The 15,331-nt window shown below is 71.6% G+C and carries 12 protein-coding genes; 5 read left to right on the forward strand and 7 right to left on the reverse strand.

Translation table 11 applies throughout. The features are described 5' to 3' along the window. The first annotated feature begins 91 nt into the window (after positions 1–91). Genes N553_RS0108885 through rlmB form a run of 5 tightly spaced genes read left to right on the forward strand, consistent with a single transcriptional unit; the run spans position 92 to position 5,713 of the window. Positions 92–739 carry a TetR/AcrR family transcriptional regulator gene (locus N553_RS0108885; protein ID WP_028046218.1) on the forward strand — a complete coding sequence of 216 codons (648 nt, stop codon included), beginning with the start codon at positions 92–94 and terminating at the stop codon, positions 737–739. Next, positions 736–1,977, forward strand: coding sequence for an MFS transporter (locus tag N553_RS21960; protein ID WP_051639934.1), 1,242 nt, complete (start codon positions 736–738; stop codon positions 1,975–1,977). Before N553_RS0108885 ends, N553_RS21960 begins: the two co-directional genes overlap by 4 nt. Beyond that, positions 1,974–3,158 carry an alanine racemase gene (locus N553_RS0108895; protein WP_028046219.1) on the forward strand — a complete coding sequence of 395 codons (1,185 nt, stop codon included), beginning with the start codon at positions 1,974–1,976 and terminating at the stop codon, positions 3,156–3,158. The genes N553_RS21960 and N553_RS0108895 overlap by 4 nt, the downstream gene beginning before the upstream one ends. A 53-nt stretch (positions 3,159–3,211) precedes the next feature. Further along, complete coding sequence (gene cysS / locus N553_RS0108900; protein ID WP_028046220.1) at positions 3,212–4,651, forward strand: cysteine--tRNA ligase; 1,440 nt, start codon at positions 3,212–3,214, stop codon at positions 4,649–4,651. 54 nt (positions 4,652–4,705) lie between these two features. After that, positions 4,706–5,713 carry a 23S rRNA (guanosine(2251)-2'-O)-methyltransferase RlmB gene (rlmB, locus tag N553_RS0108905; RefSeq protein WP_028046221.1) on the forward strand — a complete coding sequence of 336 codons (1,008 nt, stop codon included), beginning with the start codon at positions 4,706–4,708 and terminating at the stop codon, positions 5,711–5,713. Positions 5,714–5,717: 4 nt separating this feature from the next. Here the strand turns inward: rlmB and N553_RS0108910 are convergent, their stop codons facing one another. The 7 genes from N553_RS0108910 to phoA all read right to left on the reverse strand — a co-directional run bounded on the left by N553_RS0108910 (position 5,718) and on the right by phoA (position 15,171). After that, positions 5,718–6,998 carry a DUF4032 domain-containing protein gene (locus N553_RS0108910; protein ID WP_028046222.1) on the reverse strand — a complete coding sequence of 427 codons (1,281 nt, stop codon included), beginning with the start codon at positions 6,996–6,998 and terminating at the stop codon, positions 5,718–5,720. A 76-nt stretch (positions 6,999–7,074) separates the two neighbouring features. Next, positions 7,075–8,202 (reverse strand): ABC transporter ATP-binding protein, encoded by a 1,128-nt coding sequence (locus N553_RS0108915; RefSeq protein ID WP_028046223.1) that lies wholly within the window; start codon positions 8,200–8,202, stop codon positions 7,075–7,077. Positions 8,203–8,389: 187 nt separating this feature from the next. Next, positions 8,390–9,874, reverse strand: coding sequence for a PQQ-binding-like beta-propeller repeat protein (locus tag N553_RS0108920; protein WP_028046224.1), 1,485 nt, complete (start codon positions 9,872–9,874; stop codon positions 8,390–8,392). 10 nt (positions 9,875–9,884) lie between these two features. After that, positions 9,885–11,456, reverse strand: coding sequence for a PQQ-binding-like beta-propeller repeat protein (locus N553_RS0108925; RefSeq protein WP_028046225.1), 1,572 nt, complete (start codon positions 11,454–11,456; stop codon positions 9,885–9,887). Between the two features lie 41 nt (positions 11,457–11,497). Then, positions 11,498–12,265 carry a trehalose-phosphatase gene (gene otsB, locus N553_RS0108930; protein WP_028046226.1) on the reverse strand — a complete coding sequence of 256 codons (768 nt, stop codon included), beginning with the start codon at positions 12,263–12,265 and terminating at the stop codon, positions 11,498–11,500. Further along, positions 12,252–13,694 (reverse strand): trehalose-6-phosphate synthase, encoded by a 1,443-nt coding sequence (locus N553_RS0108935; RefSeq protein ID WP_028046227.1) that lies wholly within the window; start codon positions 13,692–13,694, stop codon positions 12,252–12,254. The genes otsB and N553_RS0108935 overlap by 14 nt, the downstream gene beginning before the upstream one ends. A 67-nt stretch (positions 13,695–13,761) precedes the next feature. Continuing rightward, on the reverse strand, positions 13,762–15,171 hold the full coding sequence (gene phoA, locus N553_RS0108940; RefSeq protein WP_051639935.1) for an alkaline phosphatase: 1,410 nt from the start codon (positions 15,169–15,171) through the stop codon (positions 13,762–13,764). Between the last annotated feature and the right edge of the window lie 160 nt (positions 15,172–15,331).

Below are 15,331 nucleotides of genomic sequence, written 5' to 3' on the forward strand. Positions count from 1 at the left end.
GGGACATTGAACTGTGTACTGGGGAGGCGTCGGCCTCGACCACCGGTCCCGCAACGGCTGGTGGGGCCGCCGTTCGAGGGAGGGGACCTTCGTGAACCGACTGCCTGTCGCCGAAAGACGCGAACAGCTCATCGAGGCAGCGCTCGCTGTCGCGAGCCGGGACGGCATCGACGCCGCCACCGTGCGCGCGGTCGCGGCCGAGGCCGGGGTCTCACTGGGCGTCGTGCACTACTGCTTCCAGGACAAGGACGAGCTGCTGCGTGCGATGGCCCACGCCATCACCGCGCAGAACCTCGAGCGCAGCACGGGTGACGCGTTCCCGCCCGGGACCAGCGTCGAGGACGTCGTGGCCGGCTCCGTCGACGCACTGTGGGACGGCATCAGGGAGTCGAGGGGGGCGCAGCTGCTGAGCTACGAGCTGACCACGTCCTCGCTGCGCCACCCCGAGCTGAACCAGGTCGCCATCGAGCAGTACCGCGGCCAGTGGGCCGCCGCCGAGCAGGTCCTGCGGGGTATCGAGGCGGCTGCCGGCGTGACGTTCACGGTGCCGCTGGACCTGCTCGCGCGCACCGTCGTCGCCGTGATCGACGGCTACTCCCTCGCGTGGCTCGTCGACGGAGACGAGGAGCGGGCGCGCGAGGGCATGCACGGCTTCGGCCAGTTCCTCACGACGGTCACCAGCGCATCCGGGAGCCTCGGCGACCTGCTCGACACCGGCGACGAGGCTCTGCCCGCGTGAGCGAGGTCGTCCCGGCGGCGCCAGCCGATCCGGCTCGGCGTGCGCGCGTCGCCGTGTCCCTCGGCTTCGCAGCGCAGGGCTTCGTCTTCGCGATGATCTTGACCAGCCTTGACGTGTTCAAGGACCGGTACGGGATCGGCGACGCGACCATCACGCTCGTCATCCTGGGCGTCTGCATCATGGCCGGCGTGGGGACAGTGATCTCCGACCGGGTCGCCCGATCGGCCGGCGGCTCACGCGCGGTCCTCGGGCAGGGCCTCGTCGTCGTCGCGACTGCCGTGGTGATCGTGGCCGTGTCACCCTCGTTCCCCGTGCTCGCCGCAGGGTTCGCGGTGTACGGGGTCGGCCTCGGCATGGTCGACTCCGGCACCAACATGCAGGCCGTCACGATCCAGCGGCTCTACGGCCGCTCGCTGCTCACCGGCTTCTACGCTGCGTGGTCCGTCGGGGGGATTCTCGGCACCGTCATGGTCGCCGTGGCCACCGGGCGGGTCCCTGCGGAGCCGGTCGGCTGGACGCTTCTCGCCGGCGTGGTCGTCGCGCTGAGCGCATGCCTCGCCGTGCGACGCTCCGCCTGGAGCGACGCCGCCGCCCCTGCCCAGGTCGACGGGCCCGTCGGGGCGTCGGACGAGGAGAGCGCAGGCAAGCCGGTCATACCGTGGGGACCGCTCCTGGTCCTGGGACTGGGGGTCGTGGCGTACTACGTCAACGACCAGGCGATCTCGACGTGGAGCCCGATCTTCATGCACGAGGTCCTGGACTCGACGGGCACGCTGACCAAGCTGGGCTACGCCGCCTACCTGGCGATGACGCTGGTGTCCCGCCTCGCCGGCGACCCCTGCGTCCGGCGCTGGGGCCGGATCCGGGTCGTCCGCGTCGCGTCTCTGGTCGGTGCCGGCGGCCTGCTGCTCGTGCTGACCTCGCACACCCCGGCGCAGGCGGTCCTCGGCTTCGCCGTCGCCGGCGCCGGCCTGGGCCTGATCGCCCCGCTGTGCTTCTCGTCTGCCGGCCTGCTCGCCCCCGGTCACGCCGACGCCGTCATCGCGCGGCTCAACGGTTTCAACTACGTCGGCGCCGTGCTCGGCGGAGTGTTTGTGGGATTCATCGGCACCGCATCCAGCCTGCGCTGGGGCTTCCTGGTGCCGGTCGTCCTCGTCCTCGCGGTCGCCGTGCTCGCCGGTCGGTTCGGTGTGGTGCGGCGTGACCGGGTCCCTCTGTCGGCAGGAGCCGGTGCATGACCCTCACGATCGGCGCACGCCTCGACCAGGCGACGCAAGGACTCCCTGCCCCGCTGGCCGTCGTCGACCTCGACGCGGTCGACCTCAACGCGACGGACCTCGTCCGGCGAGCGGCCGGCACACCCATCAGGGTGGCCAGCAAGTCCGTGCGCGTCCGGGCGGTGCTGCAGCGGGTGCTCGCGCGCGACGGGTTCGCCGGTGTCATGGCGTACTCGCTGCGCGAGGCGCTCTGGCTGGTCTCGCAGGGTGTCGACGACGTCCTGCTGGGCTACCCGACCGTCGACACCGACGCGCTCGACAAGCTCGCCGCCGACCCGGCCGCGGTCGCTGCCGTGACGCTCATGGTCGACGACGTCGCGCAGGTCGACCTCGCAGCCCGCTCGGCCGCCGCACACGGCGTCACGGTGCGCCTCTGCCTGGACGTCGACGCGTCCCTGCGCGTGAGGATCGGTCCGCTCGCCGCGCACCTGGGCGTCCGGCGCTCTCCCGTGCACAGGGCCGCCGACGCCGGTGCCCTCGCCGCCGCGATCAGGTCCCGCCCGGGCGTCGACGTCGTCGGAGTCATGTTCTACGAGGCCCAGGTGGCGGGGCTGCCCGACTCCAGCGCTGCAGTGCGCGCGGTCAAGCGGTTCTCGATCGCGGACCTTGCGTCCCGCCGCGCGGCGGTCGTCAAGGCTGTCGAGGACGCCGTCGGGCACCCGCTGTCGCTCGTGAACTCGGGCGGCTCCGGCTCCATCGCGTCCAGCGCGGCAGACCCGGTCGTCACGGAGGTCACGGCCGGCTCAGGCCTCTTCGTGCCGACCCTCTTCGACGGCTACCGCTCGTTCACGCCTCGGCCGGCCGCGTACTTCGGTCTCGACGTGGTGCGCATCCCTGGCCCGGGCTTCGCGACCGCGTTCGGCGGCGGCTACATCGCGTCCGGCCCGGCGACGAAGTCCCGCCAGCCGCGACCGGTCTGGCCCGGCGGCCTGGCGCTGACCAGCCGTGAGGGTGCGGGCGAGGTGCAGACGCCCCTACGTCTGTCCGGTGGCTCCGACCTGCGCATCGGTGACCGCGTCTGGTTCCGGCACGCCAAGTCCGGCGAGGTCATGGAGCGCTTCGAGTCCGTGCACCTGGTCCGCGGCACGACGATCGAGGCCACGGTCCCCACCTACCGGGGCGAGTCGCACACCTTCGGCTGAGGGCGGCAGCCCGGCGGGCGCGGCGCGTGGCGCCGCCCCGGTAGCCTTGCCGCGTGACCCTGCGCCTCTTCGACACCGCGACCCGGACGGTGCGCGACTTCGTGCCGCTCGTCCCCGGCGAGGTCGGCGTGTACCTGTGTGGTGCCACGGTCCAGTCGGCGCCGCACATCGGGCACCTGCGGTCAGCCGTCGCGTTCGACGTGCTGGTCCGCTGGCTGCGCCGGTCCGGCAGCAAGGTCACGCTGGTGCGCAACGTCACCGACATCGACGACAAGATCCTGGCCAAGGCCCTCGATGCGGGCGAGCCCTGGTGGGCCTGGGCGATGCTCAACGAGCGGGCGTTCACGGCCGCCTACGACGCGCTCGGCGTCCTGCCGCCCAGCTACGAGCCACGGGCGACAGGTCATGTGCCCGCGATGGTCGAGCTGATGTCGCGGCTCGTCGAGAAGGGCCATGCCTACACGACGGGCGCCGGCGACGTGTGGTTCGACGTGCGCAGCTACGGCGAGTACGGCGCGCTCACCAACCAGCGGGTCGAGGACATGATCCCGGCGCCGGACGGCACGGTCGACGACGACGCCAAGCGCGACCCGCGCGACTTCGCTCTCTGGAAGGCCGCCAAGCCGGGGGAGCCTGAGACCGCGAGCTGGGACACCCCGTTCGGTCGCGGCCGGCCCGGCTGGCACCTGGAGTGCTCGGCGATGGCGCAGCGCTACCTGGGCGACACGTTCGACATCCACGGCGGAGGCTTGGACCTGCGGTTCCCGCACCACGAGAACGAGCAGGCGCAGTCGCGTGCGGCGGGGTACGGCTTCGCGCAGTACTGGCTGCACAACGGGTGGGTGACGCAGGGCGGCGCCAAGATGAGCAAGTCGCTCGGCAACGGGCTGCTCGTCACAGCGGTGCTCGCCAAGGAGCGCGCGTCCGTGCTGCGGTACGCGATGACCGCCGTGCAGTACAGCTCGATGCTCGAGTGGACCGACGACACCCTGCGCGAGGCCGAGGCGACGTGGGACCGGCTCGCGGGCTTCGTGGAGCGGGCCACCGAGAAGGTCGGGGTCGCCGACGATGCCGAGGTGGCCGCTGTCGAGCTGCCCGACGACTTCGTGGCCGCGATGGACGACGACCTCAACGTCCCGGCCGCTCTCGCGGTGGTGCACGAGCACCTGCGCACGGGCAACTCCGCGCTGGCGCGCGGTGACGGTGCCGAGGCCCGCGAGTCAATGGTCGTGCTGCGGGCGATGCTCGACGTGCTCGGCCTGGACCCTGCGGGAGCGCACTGGCGTGCGACCGCGGGAGACGAACGCTACGTCCGCGCCCTCGAGTCGGTGGTCGCCGCCGAGCTGGAGGCCCGGGCACAAGCCCGTGCCGCCCGCGACTTCGCCACGTCCGACGCGATCCGGGACCGCCTCGCAGCGGCCGGCATCGTCGTCGAGGACTCGTCGGACGGGGCGCGATGGACACTCGCCGCCCGCGCAGAGACCGGGGACTGAGCCGCAAGCGCGCCGGATCAGCCCCATACGAGCATCAGAACAAAGGAACACAGCATGGCTGGCAACTCCTCCCGCCGCGGGGCAACCCGCAAGGCCGGGTCCAAGAAGGTCGCGTCCGCGGGCACCGGCGGCAAGAACCGCCGCAGCCTCGAGGGTCGCGGCCCGACGCCCAAGGCCGAGGACCGTGAGTACCACCCGGCCCACAAGGCGAAGGTCGCGGCCGAACGTCGCGCCGTCGCCGGTACGCGCGGCACGTCCGGCCGGCAGTCGGCCGGCGCGTCGCGCAGCGCAGCCGGCTCCAAGGGGGGCCGCAAGAGCTCGACCCACGAGATCGTCTCGGGTCGCAACAGCGTGGTCGAGGCCCTGCGAGCCGGCATCCCCGTGTCGACCGTGTACATCGCGTCGCGCCTCGAGGCCGACGACCGCACGCGCGAGATCATCGCGGCGGCGGGCAACTCGAACTACCCGCTGCTCGAGGTCAGCCGCAGCGAGCTCGACCGGCTCACCGACGGCTCCGTCCACCAGGGCGTCGCCATCCAGGTCCCGCCGTACGAGTACGTCGACGACGAGGACCTCCTCGACGCGGCCGCCGAGTCGGACCGTGCCGCGCTGATCGTGGCGCTGGACGGCGTGACCGACCCGCGCAACCTCGGTGCGGTCCTGCGGTCGGCAGGCGCGTTCGGTGCCCACGGCGTGCTCGTGCCCGAGCGACGTGCCGCGGGAGTCACCGCATCGGCGTGGAAGGTGTCCGCGGGAGCTGCGGCACGCGTCCCGGTCGCACGCGTGACCAACCTGGTGCGCACCCTGCAGGGCCTCAAGCAGGCGGGTGTGTTCGTGGTCGGTCTCGACGGAGGCGGCGACACCACGATCACCGAGCTGCCCTACGCCACCGACCCGCTGGTGCTCGTGGTCGGCTCGGAGGGCAAGGGCCTCTCGCGGCTCGTGCGCGAGCAGTGCGACGCGATCGCGTCGATCCCGATCGCGTCAGCGGTCGAGTCCCTCAACGCCGGCGTCGCCGCCGGCATCGCCCTGTACGAGGTCGCCCGCCAGCGCGCCGTGTGACGACTCAGCCGAGCAGGAGGTCGTCCGGGTCGTCGACGCGCGGCGTCATACCCGTCTCAGGGATCTCGCCCGCCTGCACGCCGAGGATCGAGTGCTCGTCAGGCCGGCTGGGCAGGATGTCCCTGAGGTAGGACTTCACGGCCTTCTTCATCGACACGTCGTGGCCGGCCTGCTCGGACATGTACCACCGGTGGTCGAGCAGCTCGTGATAGATCTGCGCGGGCTCGAGCTTGCCGCGCAGGTCCCGTGGGACGGCGCGGACGGCCGGTTCGAACACCTCGGTCAGCCAGTCGTGCGCGACGAAGGACTCGTCGTCGCGCTGCCGGTCTGTGGCGGCACGGAACTCGTCGAGGTCGTTGAGCAGGCGACGGGCCTGGTTCTCCTGAACGTCCAGGCCCGTGAGGCGCATGAGGCGCCGCGAGTGGTGCCCGGCGTCCACGACCTTCGGCTGGATCACCACGCGGGTGCCGTCGACGTCGGTCGTGATGTCGAGCTCACCCACGTCGAAGCCCAGGTCGTTGAGCCGGTCGATCCGGGCCTGCACGCGCCAGCGGTCGCCGTAGCCGAACGTCTCGGGCTCGGTCAGGGCTCGCCACAGGTCCTCGTACCGCTCGACCAGCGCCTCGCCGATGGCCACGGCGTCGACGTCCTCCTCGAGGAACTCCCCAGCCTGCAGGTCCATGAGCTCGCCGATGATGTTCACGCGTGCGATCTCGAGGTCGTACCCGCGCTGGCCGTTGGTGAGGCGGTCGTGCAGGTCGCCCGTCTCGGCGTCGACCAGGTACGCGGCGAAGGTCTCGGCGTCACGCCGGAACAGCGTGTTGGACAGCGACACGTCGCCCCAGTAGAAGCCGACCAGGTGGAGGCGGACCAGCAGCACGGCGAGGGCGTCGATCAGGCGGGTCGCCGTGTCCGGCCGCAGCACCTGGCTGAACAGCGCGCGGTACGGCAAGGAGAAGGACAGGTGCTGCGTGATGAGCACCGCCTCGAGCCGCTCGCCCTGCGCGTCCGACCGTCCGGTGATCACCCCGACGGGCTCCACCCCGGGGACGTCGAGGCGGCGCAGCTGGCGCAGCAGCTCGTACTCGCGGTACGCGACGGTCTCGCCGATCTCCTTGACCGCGATGACCCGGCCGGAGAGCTTCACGAACCGCACGATGTGCCGGGAGATGCCTCGGGGCAGCGCAGCCAGCGTCTCGTCGGGCCAGTCCTCCAGAGGGAGGTGCCAGGGGAGGTCGAGCAGCGCCGGGTCCGGCGAGGCCGCGGTGATCTGCAGGGCGTTCATGGAGACATCCTCCCAGCACTCACCAACAGCACAGGGCGGTCCCGGTGTGAACCGGGACCGCCCTGTGCGGTGAGGATCAGAACGGGATGCGCTCGCCCGAGCCTGCGTGGAAAAGGTGCGTCTCGCCGGTGCGGATCCGGATGTAGATGGTCTCGCCCTTGGCGGGCACCTGGCGCGGGTCGACGCGCACGATGACCTGCGCGTCACCGGCACCGGAGTGGACGTCCGCCGCGTGGCCGAACTCGTTGGTCAGCGAGCCGTAGACGAACGCGTCCGAGCCGAGCTCCTCGACGATGTTCACGATGACGGGGATGCCGTCCGGTGTGCCGGCAGGCAGGACGTCGACCGACTCGGGGCGGAAACCGACCGTGATGTGGTTCTTGTCGTCGCCGGTGAGCTGACCGACGGCGTCGCGGGGGATCGCGACGCGGGCGCGGCCGAGGTTCGCCTGGCCGTCGAGCACCGGGAACGTGCCGATGTTCATGGCAGGCGAGCCGATGAAGCCGGCGACGAACACGTTGGCCGGGGTGTCGTACATGTCGCGCGGCGTGCCGACCTGCTGCAGGAGACCGTCCTTGAGGACCGCGATGCGGTCACCCATGGTCAGGGCCTCGGTCTGGTCGTGCGTGACGTAGACGGTGGTGACACCGAGACGGCGCTGCAGCGACGCGATCTGCGTACGGGTCTGGACGCGGAGCTTGGCGTCGAGGTTCGACAGCGGCTCGTCCATGAGGAACACCTGCGGCGAACGCACGATCGCGCGGCCCATGGCGACACGCTGACGCTGGCCACCCGAGAGGGCCTTCGGCTTGCGGTCGAGGTACTGCGACAGGTCGAGGATCTTGGCAGCCTCCTCGACGCGCTGGCGGATCTCCGCCTTCGGGGTGCCGGCGATCTTGAGCGCGAAGCCCATGTTGTCGGCCACCGTCATGTGCGGGTACAGCGCGTAGTTCTGGAACACCATCGCGATGTCCCGGTCCTTGGGCTGGACGTCCGTGACGTCGCGGTCCCCGATGAGGATCCGGCCCGCGTTGACGTCCTCGAGGCCCGCGAGCATGCGGAGCGAGGTGGACTTTCCGCAGCCGGAGGGGCCGACGAGGACGAGGAACTCGCCGTCCTCGATGTGCAGGTCGAGCGCGTCGACCGCGGGGCGTTCGGTGCCCGGATAGACCCGGGTGGCCTTGTCGAAAGTGACCGTTGCCATGGCTGATCAATCCCTTCACCGGCAGGTACGTGCCGGACGATCCGTTGTGAAAGGTGTCAAAGGTGTCCTCGATGACACGGACCGGACGCAGGATGTACGTCGCGACCCGCCGTCATCTTGCCACACGAGGTACGTCGTCCACCCCGAGAGGTGACGTCGGTCACACGTAAGGCCCAGTGCTGCGCGGTCAGCCGATGGCCATGGCGGAGCCGCTCCGGAACATGACCAGCAGGCGCCCACCGACCTCCTCTGCGTGGTCGAGGTCCCCCGGGTCGGCGCCGAACAGGGCGCCGACGTCTGCGGTGCCCGCGACGTGCCCGTCGCCCAGGTCCAGCACCCGCAGCTTCTCGTCGCCGGTGAGCACGACGACGTGGCGCGGATCGGCACCGAGGTAGACAGGTTCGGCGTCGAGCCGGGTGCGCCAGCGCACCTCCCCGGTCCTGGCGTCGCGCGCCACCACCGCGGACGGGCCTGCGGCCACGACGCTGCCGTCGAGCACGATCACCGGGCCGACGCTGCCTCCCGCGCGCCAGAGCTCTCTGCCGGTACCGGCGTCGCGCGCAACGAGGGCGGCACCCTCCGCGCGCGTGCGGAGCAGCACGACCCCGGGTGCGCTGCCGTCGTCGATCGTGAGCTCTGCCTGGACGCCGTCGATCGGCACCTGCCGACCGCCGTCCGTGACGAGCACGCCGACGGAGAGGCCGAGGCTCTGGAACGGTGTCCACACGAGCGTGCCCCCCCGACCGAGCCGCGTCACACCCTCCGGGCTGATCTGCACGTCCCGGTGCCCGGTCCCGTCGGGGGACCACAACCAGGCGTGCCCGCCGGCGGCGAGCAGGATGCGGTCGCCGTCGTTCGTCAGAGCTGCCTCAGGGTCGATCGTGACGCCCCCGACGCGCACCGGCCCGGTGAGCCTCACAGGTCGGGTGCTGCTGTCCCAGACGCCCGCCCCGGTGGCGGGATCGGTTGCACGCACCTCCCAGTGGGTGCGGGTGACGTCGTCGGCGACCGGTCGGGCGACCAGGAGGTGGCCACCGTCGACGGTCCACAGGGATCCGGCGGTGAGCACCTGGCGTGCCAGTACGGCACCGTCGGTCGGGTCGAGGACGAGGAGGGGCACCCCGACCACCTCACCGGGGCCGGCGAGGTCAGCGCCACACACCGTCTGGGCTCGGGGCGCCGGGGACACGGTCGCGCACCGCACCCACACCGACGGGAACCCGCCCCGGTCCTCCACGGGCAACGCGTCGTCGATCGGGAACGGCGTTGTCCACAGGACCGCCCCCGTGTCCGGGTCGGTTCCGCGCAGCTCGACGACGCCCTGCTGGTACCGGGCCCCGATCGCCCACCGGCTCGCGGTGTCCCCCGCGACGAGCGAGGCCGACGTGACCGGTGTCCACCGCCACACGGCGTGGACGCGCTCGGGCAGCGGCTGCAGCACGCCGGGAACCGCGGCCAGGTCGGCGAGCCGGTGCCGGTCACGCAGGTCGAGCGCGGCCTGCGCACCGACCAGCGCAAGCACGGCGAGCACGGTGGCGGCGACGAGCCACGGTGTGCGCCGCCGGATCCACGCCCGGGGAGCCGCGACCACGTCCGGCGCATCGGTCGGCGCCTCCGCCTCCTCGACTGCGAGGAGTCGCAGGTGGTCGGTCGTCCTCGGCCCGCCGCTCATGTCGCCGGGGTCATCCCAGGACGGCAACGGCGCCGTCGTCCATCCAGACGTACAGCCGGGGATCGTGCCACATCGTCTGGAAGCCCTGGATGTAGACCGGGTCGCGGTCGCCGGCCACCTCGTCGCGCAGGTCCGTGGTCCACTCGAGCGCACCGTCACCCATCGCGAACGCGCTCAGCGTGACGCCGAGACCGGGAACCAGCAGGTACCGGCCGTCGGTGGACAGCTGCTGCGGCTGCACAGCGAGCGCGGTGGACCACCGGGTGCGACCCGTGCCGGCGTCGAGGGCCAGCAGCTCCTGGCCTGTCAGCACGTACAGCACGCCGTCGAGCAGGAGCCCGGCCGTCACCGGCTCGTCGCGGTGCCACACGACGTCGCCGTTCGTCGTGGAGCGCCCGGTGAACCCTGTCGCGCCGGTAGGTCCCTGGCCGAAGGTGAGGACGATCTCCGGTGCTGAGCCGTCGTCGACCGACAGCCAGCCCGCGGCCTCACTGATCGGGACGGCGGCGCCGTCGGGCAGCAGGAGCGTCCCGTCGTACGTGTCCGGCGAGGCGTAGGAGGCCGCGATGAAGGTGCCGCTGCGCGAGCCCTGGATCCACGTGCCGGGGGGCAGCTCCACGTCCCGGAGCAGGCGTCCGTCGTCAGCCAGGATCCATGCCCGGTCCGCTGCGCCGAGGACGAGCGAGTCGCCGAACGACTCCACAGACGCGCCGTCCGTGGCGTCGGGCGCCGCCAGGTCCTCCTGCGGGTTCGACGCATCGACCACGGGGGTCGTGTAGGTCCAGAGCGTCTCGCCCGAGCCGACGTCGGTAGCGGTGGCCCGCCAGCGGACCGACGCGGCGTCAGCCGGGGCCGGCCCGGACCCGTCCGCGGCCACCCGGTCAGTCACCACCAGGGCGTGGCTCGTGAAAGCCGCACCCGTGCCCCCGGGCACCACGACCTGCGAGATGATCGAGCCGTCGGCGGGGTCCACGACCCAGGCGGCCGAGTCGGGCAGACCCACGATGTCCTCGCCGTACCGCTCGGACCGGCAGCCCGCCAGCTCGCGGTCGTCGTGCTCGACCGGCACGCAGCTCACCGACGACCTGGCCTGGCTCCCCCCGGACGTCAGGTGCACCGGGGGCAGCTCGACGGGTGTGGTCCAGCGGACGGAACCCGTGTCGGGGTCCAGCGCCACCAGGTCGACGTCGCTCGTGCCGGACGGTACGCCGCCCACCAGCAGGCCGCCGACGGACGTCCCGCCCTGCAGCACGGTGGCGAGCGTGGGGTCGGCGCGCCAGATCACACCGATGTCCGGTCCCGTGGGTGGGACGACGCCCGGGATCTCGCCGAGCGCAGCGACCCGCGAGCGCTCGCGTGCGTCGGCGACGAGCTGGGTCCCGACGAGGACGAGCACCGCGACCGCAGCCGTGGGCAGGAGCCAGCGTGCGTTGCGCCGTGCCCAGGACCGCGCGACGAGGACGTCCTCGCCGCCGTCGGCGTCCGCCAGGGTCGCGCCGTCGGTCGCGTGACGCCGCGGATGCAGGGAGACGGGCTCATCGACGCCTTCGACGAGCTCGACCTCACGCATCCGATCGGTCATGAGGCGGACGGTACGCCTCGCCCGGGGCGCGAGCCAGCGGTCTAGATCGCGTCCGCGAACGTCCCGAGGGCCGCGATCAGGTCCTGTGGGGTGTCGACCCGGAAGCCGGCGACCGTCGCGCCCTCGCCCACCTTGACGGCGACGTCGCCCGGGCGCAGTGCCTCGAACGCGTGCTCGTCCGTCACGTCGTCACCCGCGTAGAGCACCACGGACGAGCCCAGCTCGTCGCGGAGCGCGACCAGCGCGTCACCCTTGCTGGCCGGCAGCACGGAGATCTCCACGACGTCCTTGCCGTGCAGCACCCCTGACCCGAGCTGCTCCCCGAGGGCGACCGCCTCCTCCTCGGCCGGGCCAGCCACGTCGTCCTGCGCCAGGCGGGTGTGCACGACCACCGCCGTGGGCTTGGTCTCCACCCAGACGCCGTCGCGGCCACGAGCGATACGCAGCGCCTGGGCTCCCAGGCTCGCGAGCCGGTCGGCCTGCTCGTCCGAGAGCTGGACCACGTCGCGGTCCAGCCCGAACGTCGTGACGCGTGCCCGCTCGGCGCCGTGGCTTCCGATCAGGAAGGTTCCGGCGGGTACCTCGGCGAGGGTGTGCAGGTCGTTCATCGCCCGCCCTGAGACCAGGGCGAGCGAGACCCCGTCGGAGGCGGCGAGCCTGGCCAGTGCCTCGACGCCCTCGGGCAGGATCCGCGAGGCTGCCGGGTCGTCCTGCAGGGGAGCGAGCGTGCCGTCGAAGTCGAGCGCGACGAGCACGGGACGCCGGTCACCGTCTGCGGCGAGGGTTCTCAGAGCGTCATCCAGAGACACCGGGACCTCCGATCGGCACGGCGTTCAGGGCGGAGAGGAAGTCCTGCGACCACGCCACGACATCGTGCCCGAGCACACGCCGCCGTAGGCTCCGCATCCGCTTGCGCGAGTCGCGCGCGTCCATGTGCACGGCGTACGTGATCGCGTCCTTCATCCCGTCGATGTCGTGCGGGTTGACCAGCACGGCCCCGGTCAGCTCGTCGGCGGCGCCCGTGAACTCCGACAGCACGAGCGCACCGCGGTCGTCGGAACGCGCGGCGACGTACTCCTTGGCGACGAGGTTCATCCCGTCCCGCAGCGCCGTCACCAGCATGACGTCGGCGGCGAGGTAGAGGGCCGCCATCTCCTCCATCGGGAACGACTGGTGCAGGTACTGGACGGGCGCGTGACCCACCTGCCCGTAGTCCCCGTTGATGCGACCCACCAGCAGCTCCACGTCGTCGCGCAGCTGCTGGTACGCACCCACGTTCTCCCGGCTCGGGCTTGCGACCTGCACCAACGTGGTGCTCTGCGGTGAGAGTCGCTCCTCGCTGAGCAGCTCGCCGTACGCCTTGATCCGGTGCCGGATGCCCTTGGTGTAGTCGAGGCGGTCCACACCGAGCAGCAGGAACTCGGGGTCACCCAGCTCGTGACGGATCTGCCGGGCGCGCTCCTTGACCTCGTCGGTGCGGGCGAGGTCGTCGAAACCGTGCGAGTCGATCGAGATGGGGAAGGCGGCGGCACGCACGTGCCGGTCCACGGCACCGTTCGCGTCCGTGAGCGTGATGACCTGGCCGCGCGTGGTGAGATCCGTGAAACGACGCACCACGCGCACGAAGTTCGCTGCGTCGCCGGCGCGCTGGAAGCCGACGAGGTCTGCACCGAGCAGACCCTCGACCACCTGCTTGCGCCAGGGCAGCTGCGCGAAGATCTCGAGCGGAGGGAACGGGATGTGGTGGAAGTAGCCGATCCGCAGGTCCGGCCGGAGCTCGCGCAACATCCTCGGGACGAGCTGCAGCTGGTAGTCGTGCACCCAGACGGTCGCACCCTGCGCGGCCTGGTCCGCGGCAGCCTGGGCGAACCGCCGGTTGACCCGCTGGTACGCGTCCCACCACGGGCGGTGGAACGCCGGTGACGCGATGACGTCGTGGTACAGCGGCCAGAGCGTGTCGTTCGAGAAGCCCTCGTAGAACTGCTCGAGGTCGTCCTCGCTGAGCACCACTGGTATGAGCTCGGTGCCGTCCACGTCGAACGGGTCCAGCTCGAGGTCCGCGGCGCCGCCCCAGCCCACCCAGGCGCCCGACGTGCTCGCCATGACCGGTGCGAGCGCCGTGACCAGTCCGCCGGGGGATCGGGTCCAGGTGGGTTCGCCTGCGTCGTCGAGCGAGACGTCAACCGGCAGTCGGTTCGCGATGACCACAAAGTCGTAGCCGGGCACGTCGGATGGCACCTCATCAACTCCTCGGATTCCGGTCGACCTTATCGGTGCACGTCGACCACGCGCCGCTCGGCGTGGGCTAGGGCGCGGTCGCGTCGAGGCGCAATGCGTCCCGGATGGTTCCGAACAGCTCCGTCTGATCCGTGAGCCCGACGACGTTGCCTGCGTAAGGGCCGTAAGCGGCGATACGCACCTGGGTGCCGGTGTGGTCCTGCGCTTCGCCGGTGTCGGCCGTGCCGTAGGCGACCGTCATCGGCTTCCCGTCCGCGGTGAGCAGCGTTCTGGTCAGACCCGGGGTCGTGGTGTTCGGGTAGACGATCTGGCTCGACTGACCGTGGTCCGCGGCCAGGACGACGAGCGTGTTGCCGTCCTGCTTCGCGAAGGCGAGGGCGACCTGCACCGCCTCGTCCAGGTCGACGGTCTCGCCGATCTGTCCGCACGGGTTCGCGGCATGGTCCTGCTTGTCGATGCTCGCGCCTTCGACCTGGAGGAAGAACCCCGTGTCGCCCTCCTTGAGGAGATCGATCGCCTTGGTCGTCATCGCAGCCAGGCTTGGCGACGAGGCGACGTAGTCCGGGTTGATCGAGCACGTGACCGGTGGTTCCGTGCCGCCCGTGTGCGTCGCGAGCGGGCCGACCCAGTGGGTCGCCATGGTGCCTGGCGCAAAGAGGCCGAGAAGCGGGGCAGACGGGTCGGCGTGGGTGACACGGGCAAGGCCGGCGGCATCTGTGACGACCTGGAACCCGCGGTCCTTCGCTTGCTGGAGCAAGGACTTGCCGGCCCACGGCCCGGCGACGGCGGGCTCGTCGAACGAGGTCGCACCGCCCCCGAGCGCGACGTCGGGGCGGTTGCTGATCAGCTGCTCCGTGATGGAGCCGAGGCCGCCGTTCTCGAGAGCATTCGTCGGGCACGCCGTCGTGGTGATCGCCGGGGCGTAGCAGCCGCGGTAGGTCACGTGCGCGACCAGAACCGCAGGCGTCGCGTCCTGGAGCTCGGCGGTGCTCACATCGCCGGTGCGCAGGCCGTTCGCCCGGGCGATCTCCAGGAGCGTGCGCTGAGGGGTTCCCTCGATGTCGACCGAGACAGCTCCGTTGTACGTCTTGGTCCCGGTGGCCCAACCGGTGCCTGAGGCGGCTGAGTCGGTCGCGTAGTCCGGTTTGCCGTCTGTCTTGTCGAGCGAGTAGGTCGTGTACTGCCCCGTCAGCGGCAGTGCGTCGATGCCCTCGAACCGTCCAGCCGCCCCGAGCGCGTAGTTGCGCGCGATGGTGATCTCCGAGTCGCCCATGCCGTCGCCGATCAGGAGGATCGCGTTCTTCGCAGGACCGTCCCGGAGCTCGCGACGGACGGCGCCGGTTCGGTCACCTGGAGGGCCAGCGGAGTCCTCCGCATCGCTGAGACTGCTCGCCACGACCCAGATGGCGACGAGCCCCAGGACGAGCGCGCCGGCGATCACGGCCGCCCCCCGCGGGCCCAGCGCTCGTGCAGCCATGGTCCGCTCCTTCGCCCTCTACTCGCTTGGTGACCTTGCACTCCGCTTGGTGACCACGCACTCCGCTGGGTGATGCGCTCCGCGCACAGGCCGACCCAGTCAAGGATGCCATCGGCCGGGAGGCGGTGACCTCACGCAGCAGACCGTCGGACGCGTGGCC

The organism is Cellulomonas sp. URHE0023 (genome assembly GCF_000688475.1).
Taxonomy (GTDB): Bacteria; Actinomycetota; Actinomycetes; order Actinomycetales; family Cellulomonadaceae; genus Cellulomonas.

What these genes read in the sequence shown, in the direction of transcription:
- N553_RS0108915 (WP_028046223.1), bottom strand. Translation starts at nt 8,202, where the DNA reads ATGGCAACGGTCACTTTCGACAAGGCCACCCGGGTCTATCCGGGCACC.
- rlmB (WP_028046221.1), top strand. Translation starts at nt 4,706, where the DNA reads ATGGCTGGCAACTCCTCCCGCCGCGGGGCAACCCGCAAGGCCGGGTCC.
- N553_RS0108895 (WP_028046219.1), top strand. Translation starts at nt 1,974, where the DNA reads ATGACCCTCACGATCGGCGCACGCCTCGACCAGGCGACGCAAGGACTC.
- N553_RS0108910 (WP_028046222.1), bottom strand. Translation starts at nt 6,998, where the DNA reads ATGAACGCCCTGCAGATCACCGCGGCCTCGCCGGACCCGGCGCTGCTC.
- N553_RS0108925 (WP_028046225.1), bottom strand. Translation starts at nt 11,456, where the DNA reads ATGACCGATCGGATGCGTGAGGTCGAGCTCGTCGAAGGCGTCGATGAG.
- phoA (WP_051639935.1), bottom strand. Translation starts at nt 15,171, where the DNA reads ATGGCTGCACGAGCGCTGGGCCCGCGGGGGGCGGCCGTGATCGCCGGC.
- N553_RS0108920 (WP_028046224.1), bottom strand. Translation starts at nt 9,874, where the DNA reads ATGAGCGGCGGGCCGAGGACGACCGACCACCTGCGACTCCTCGCAGTC.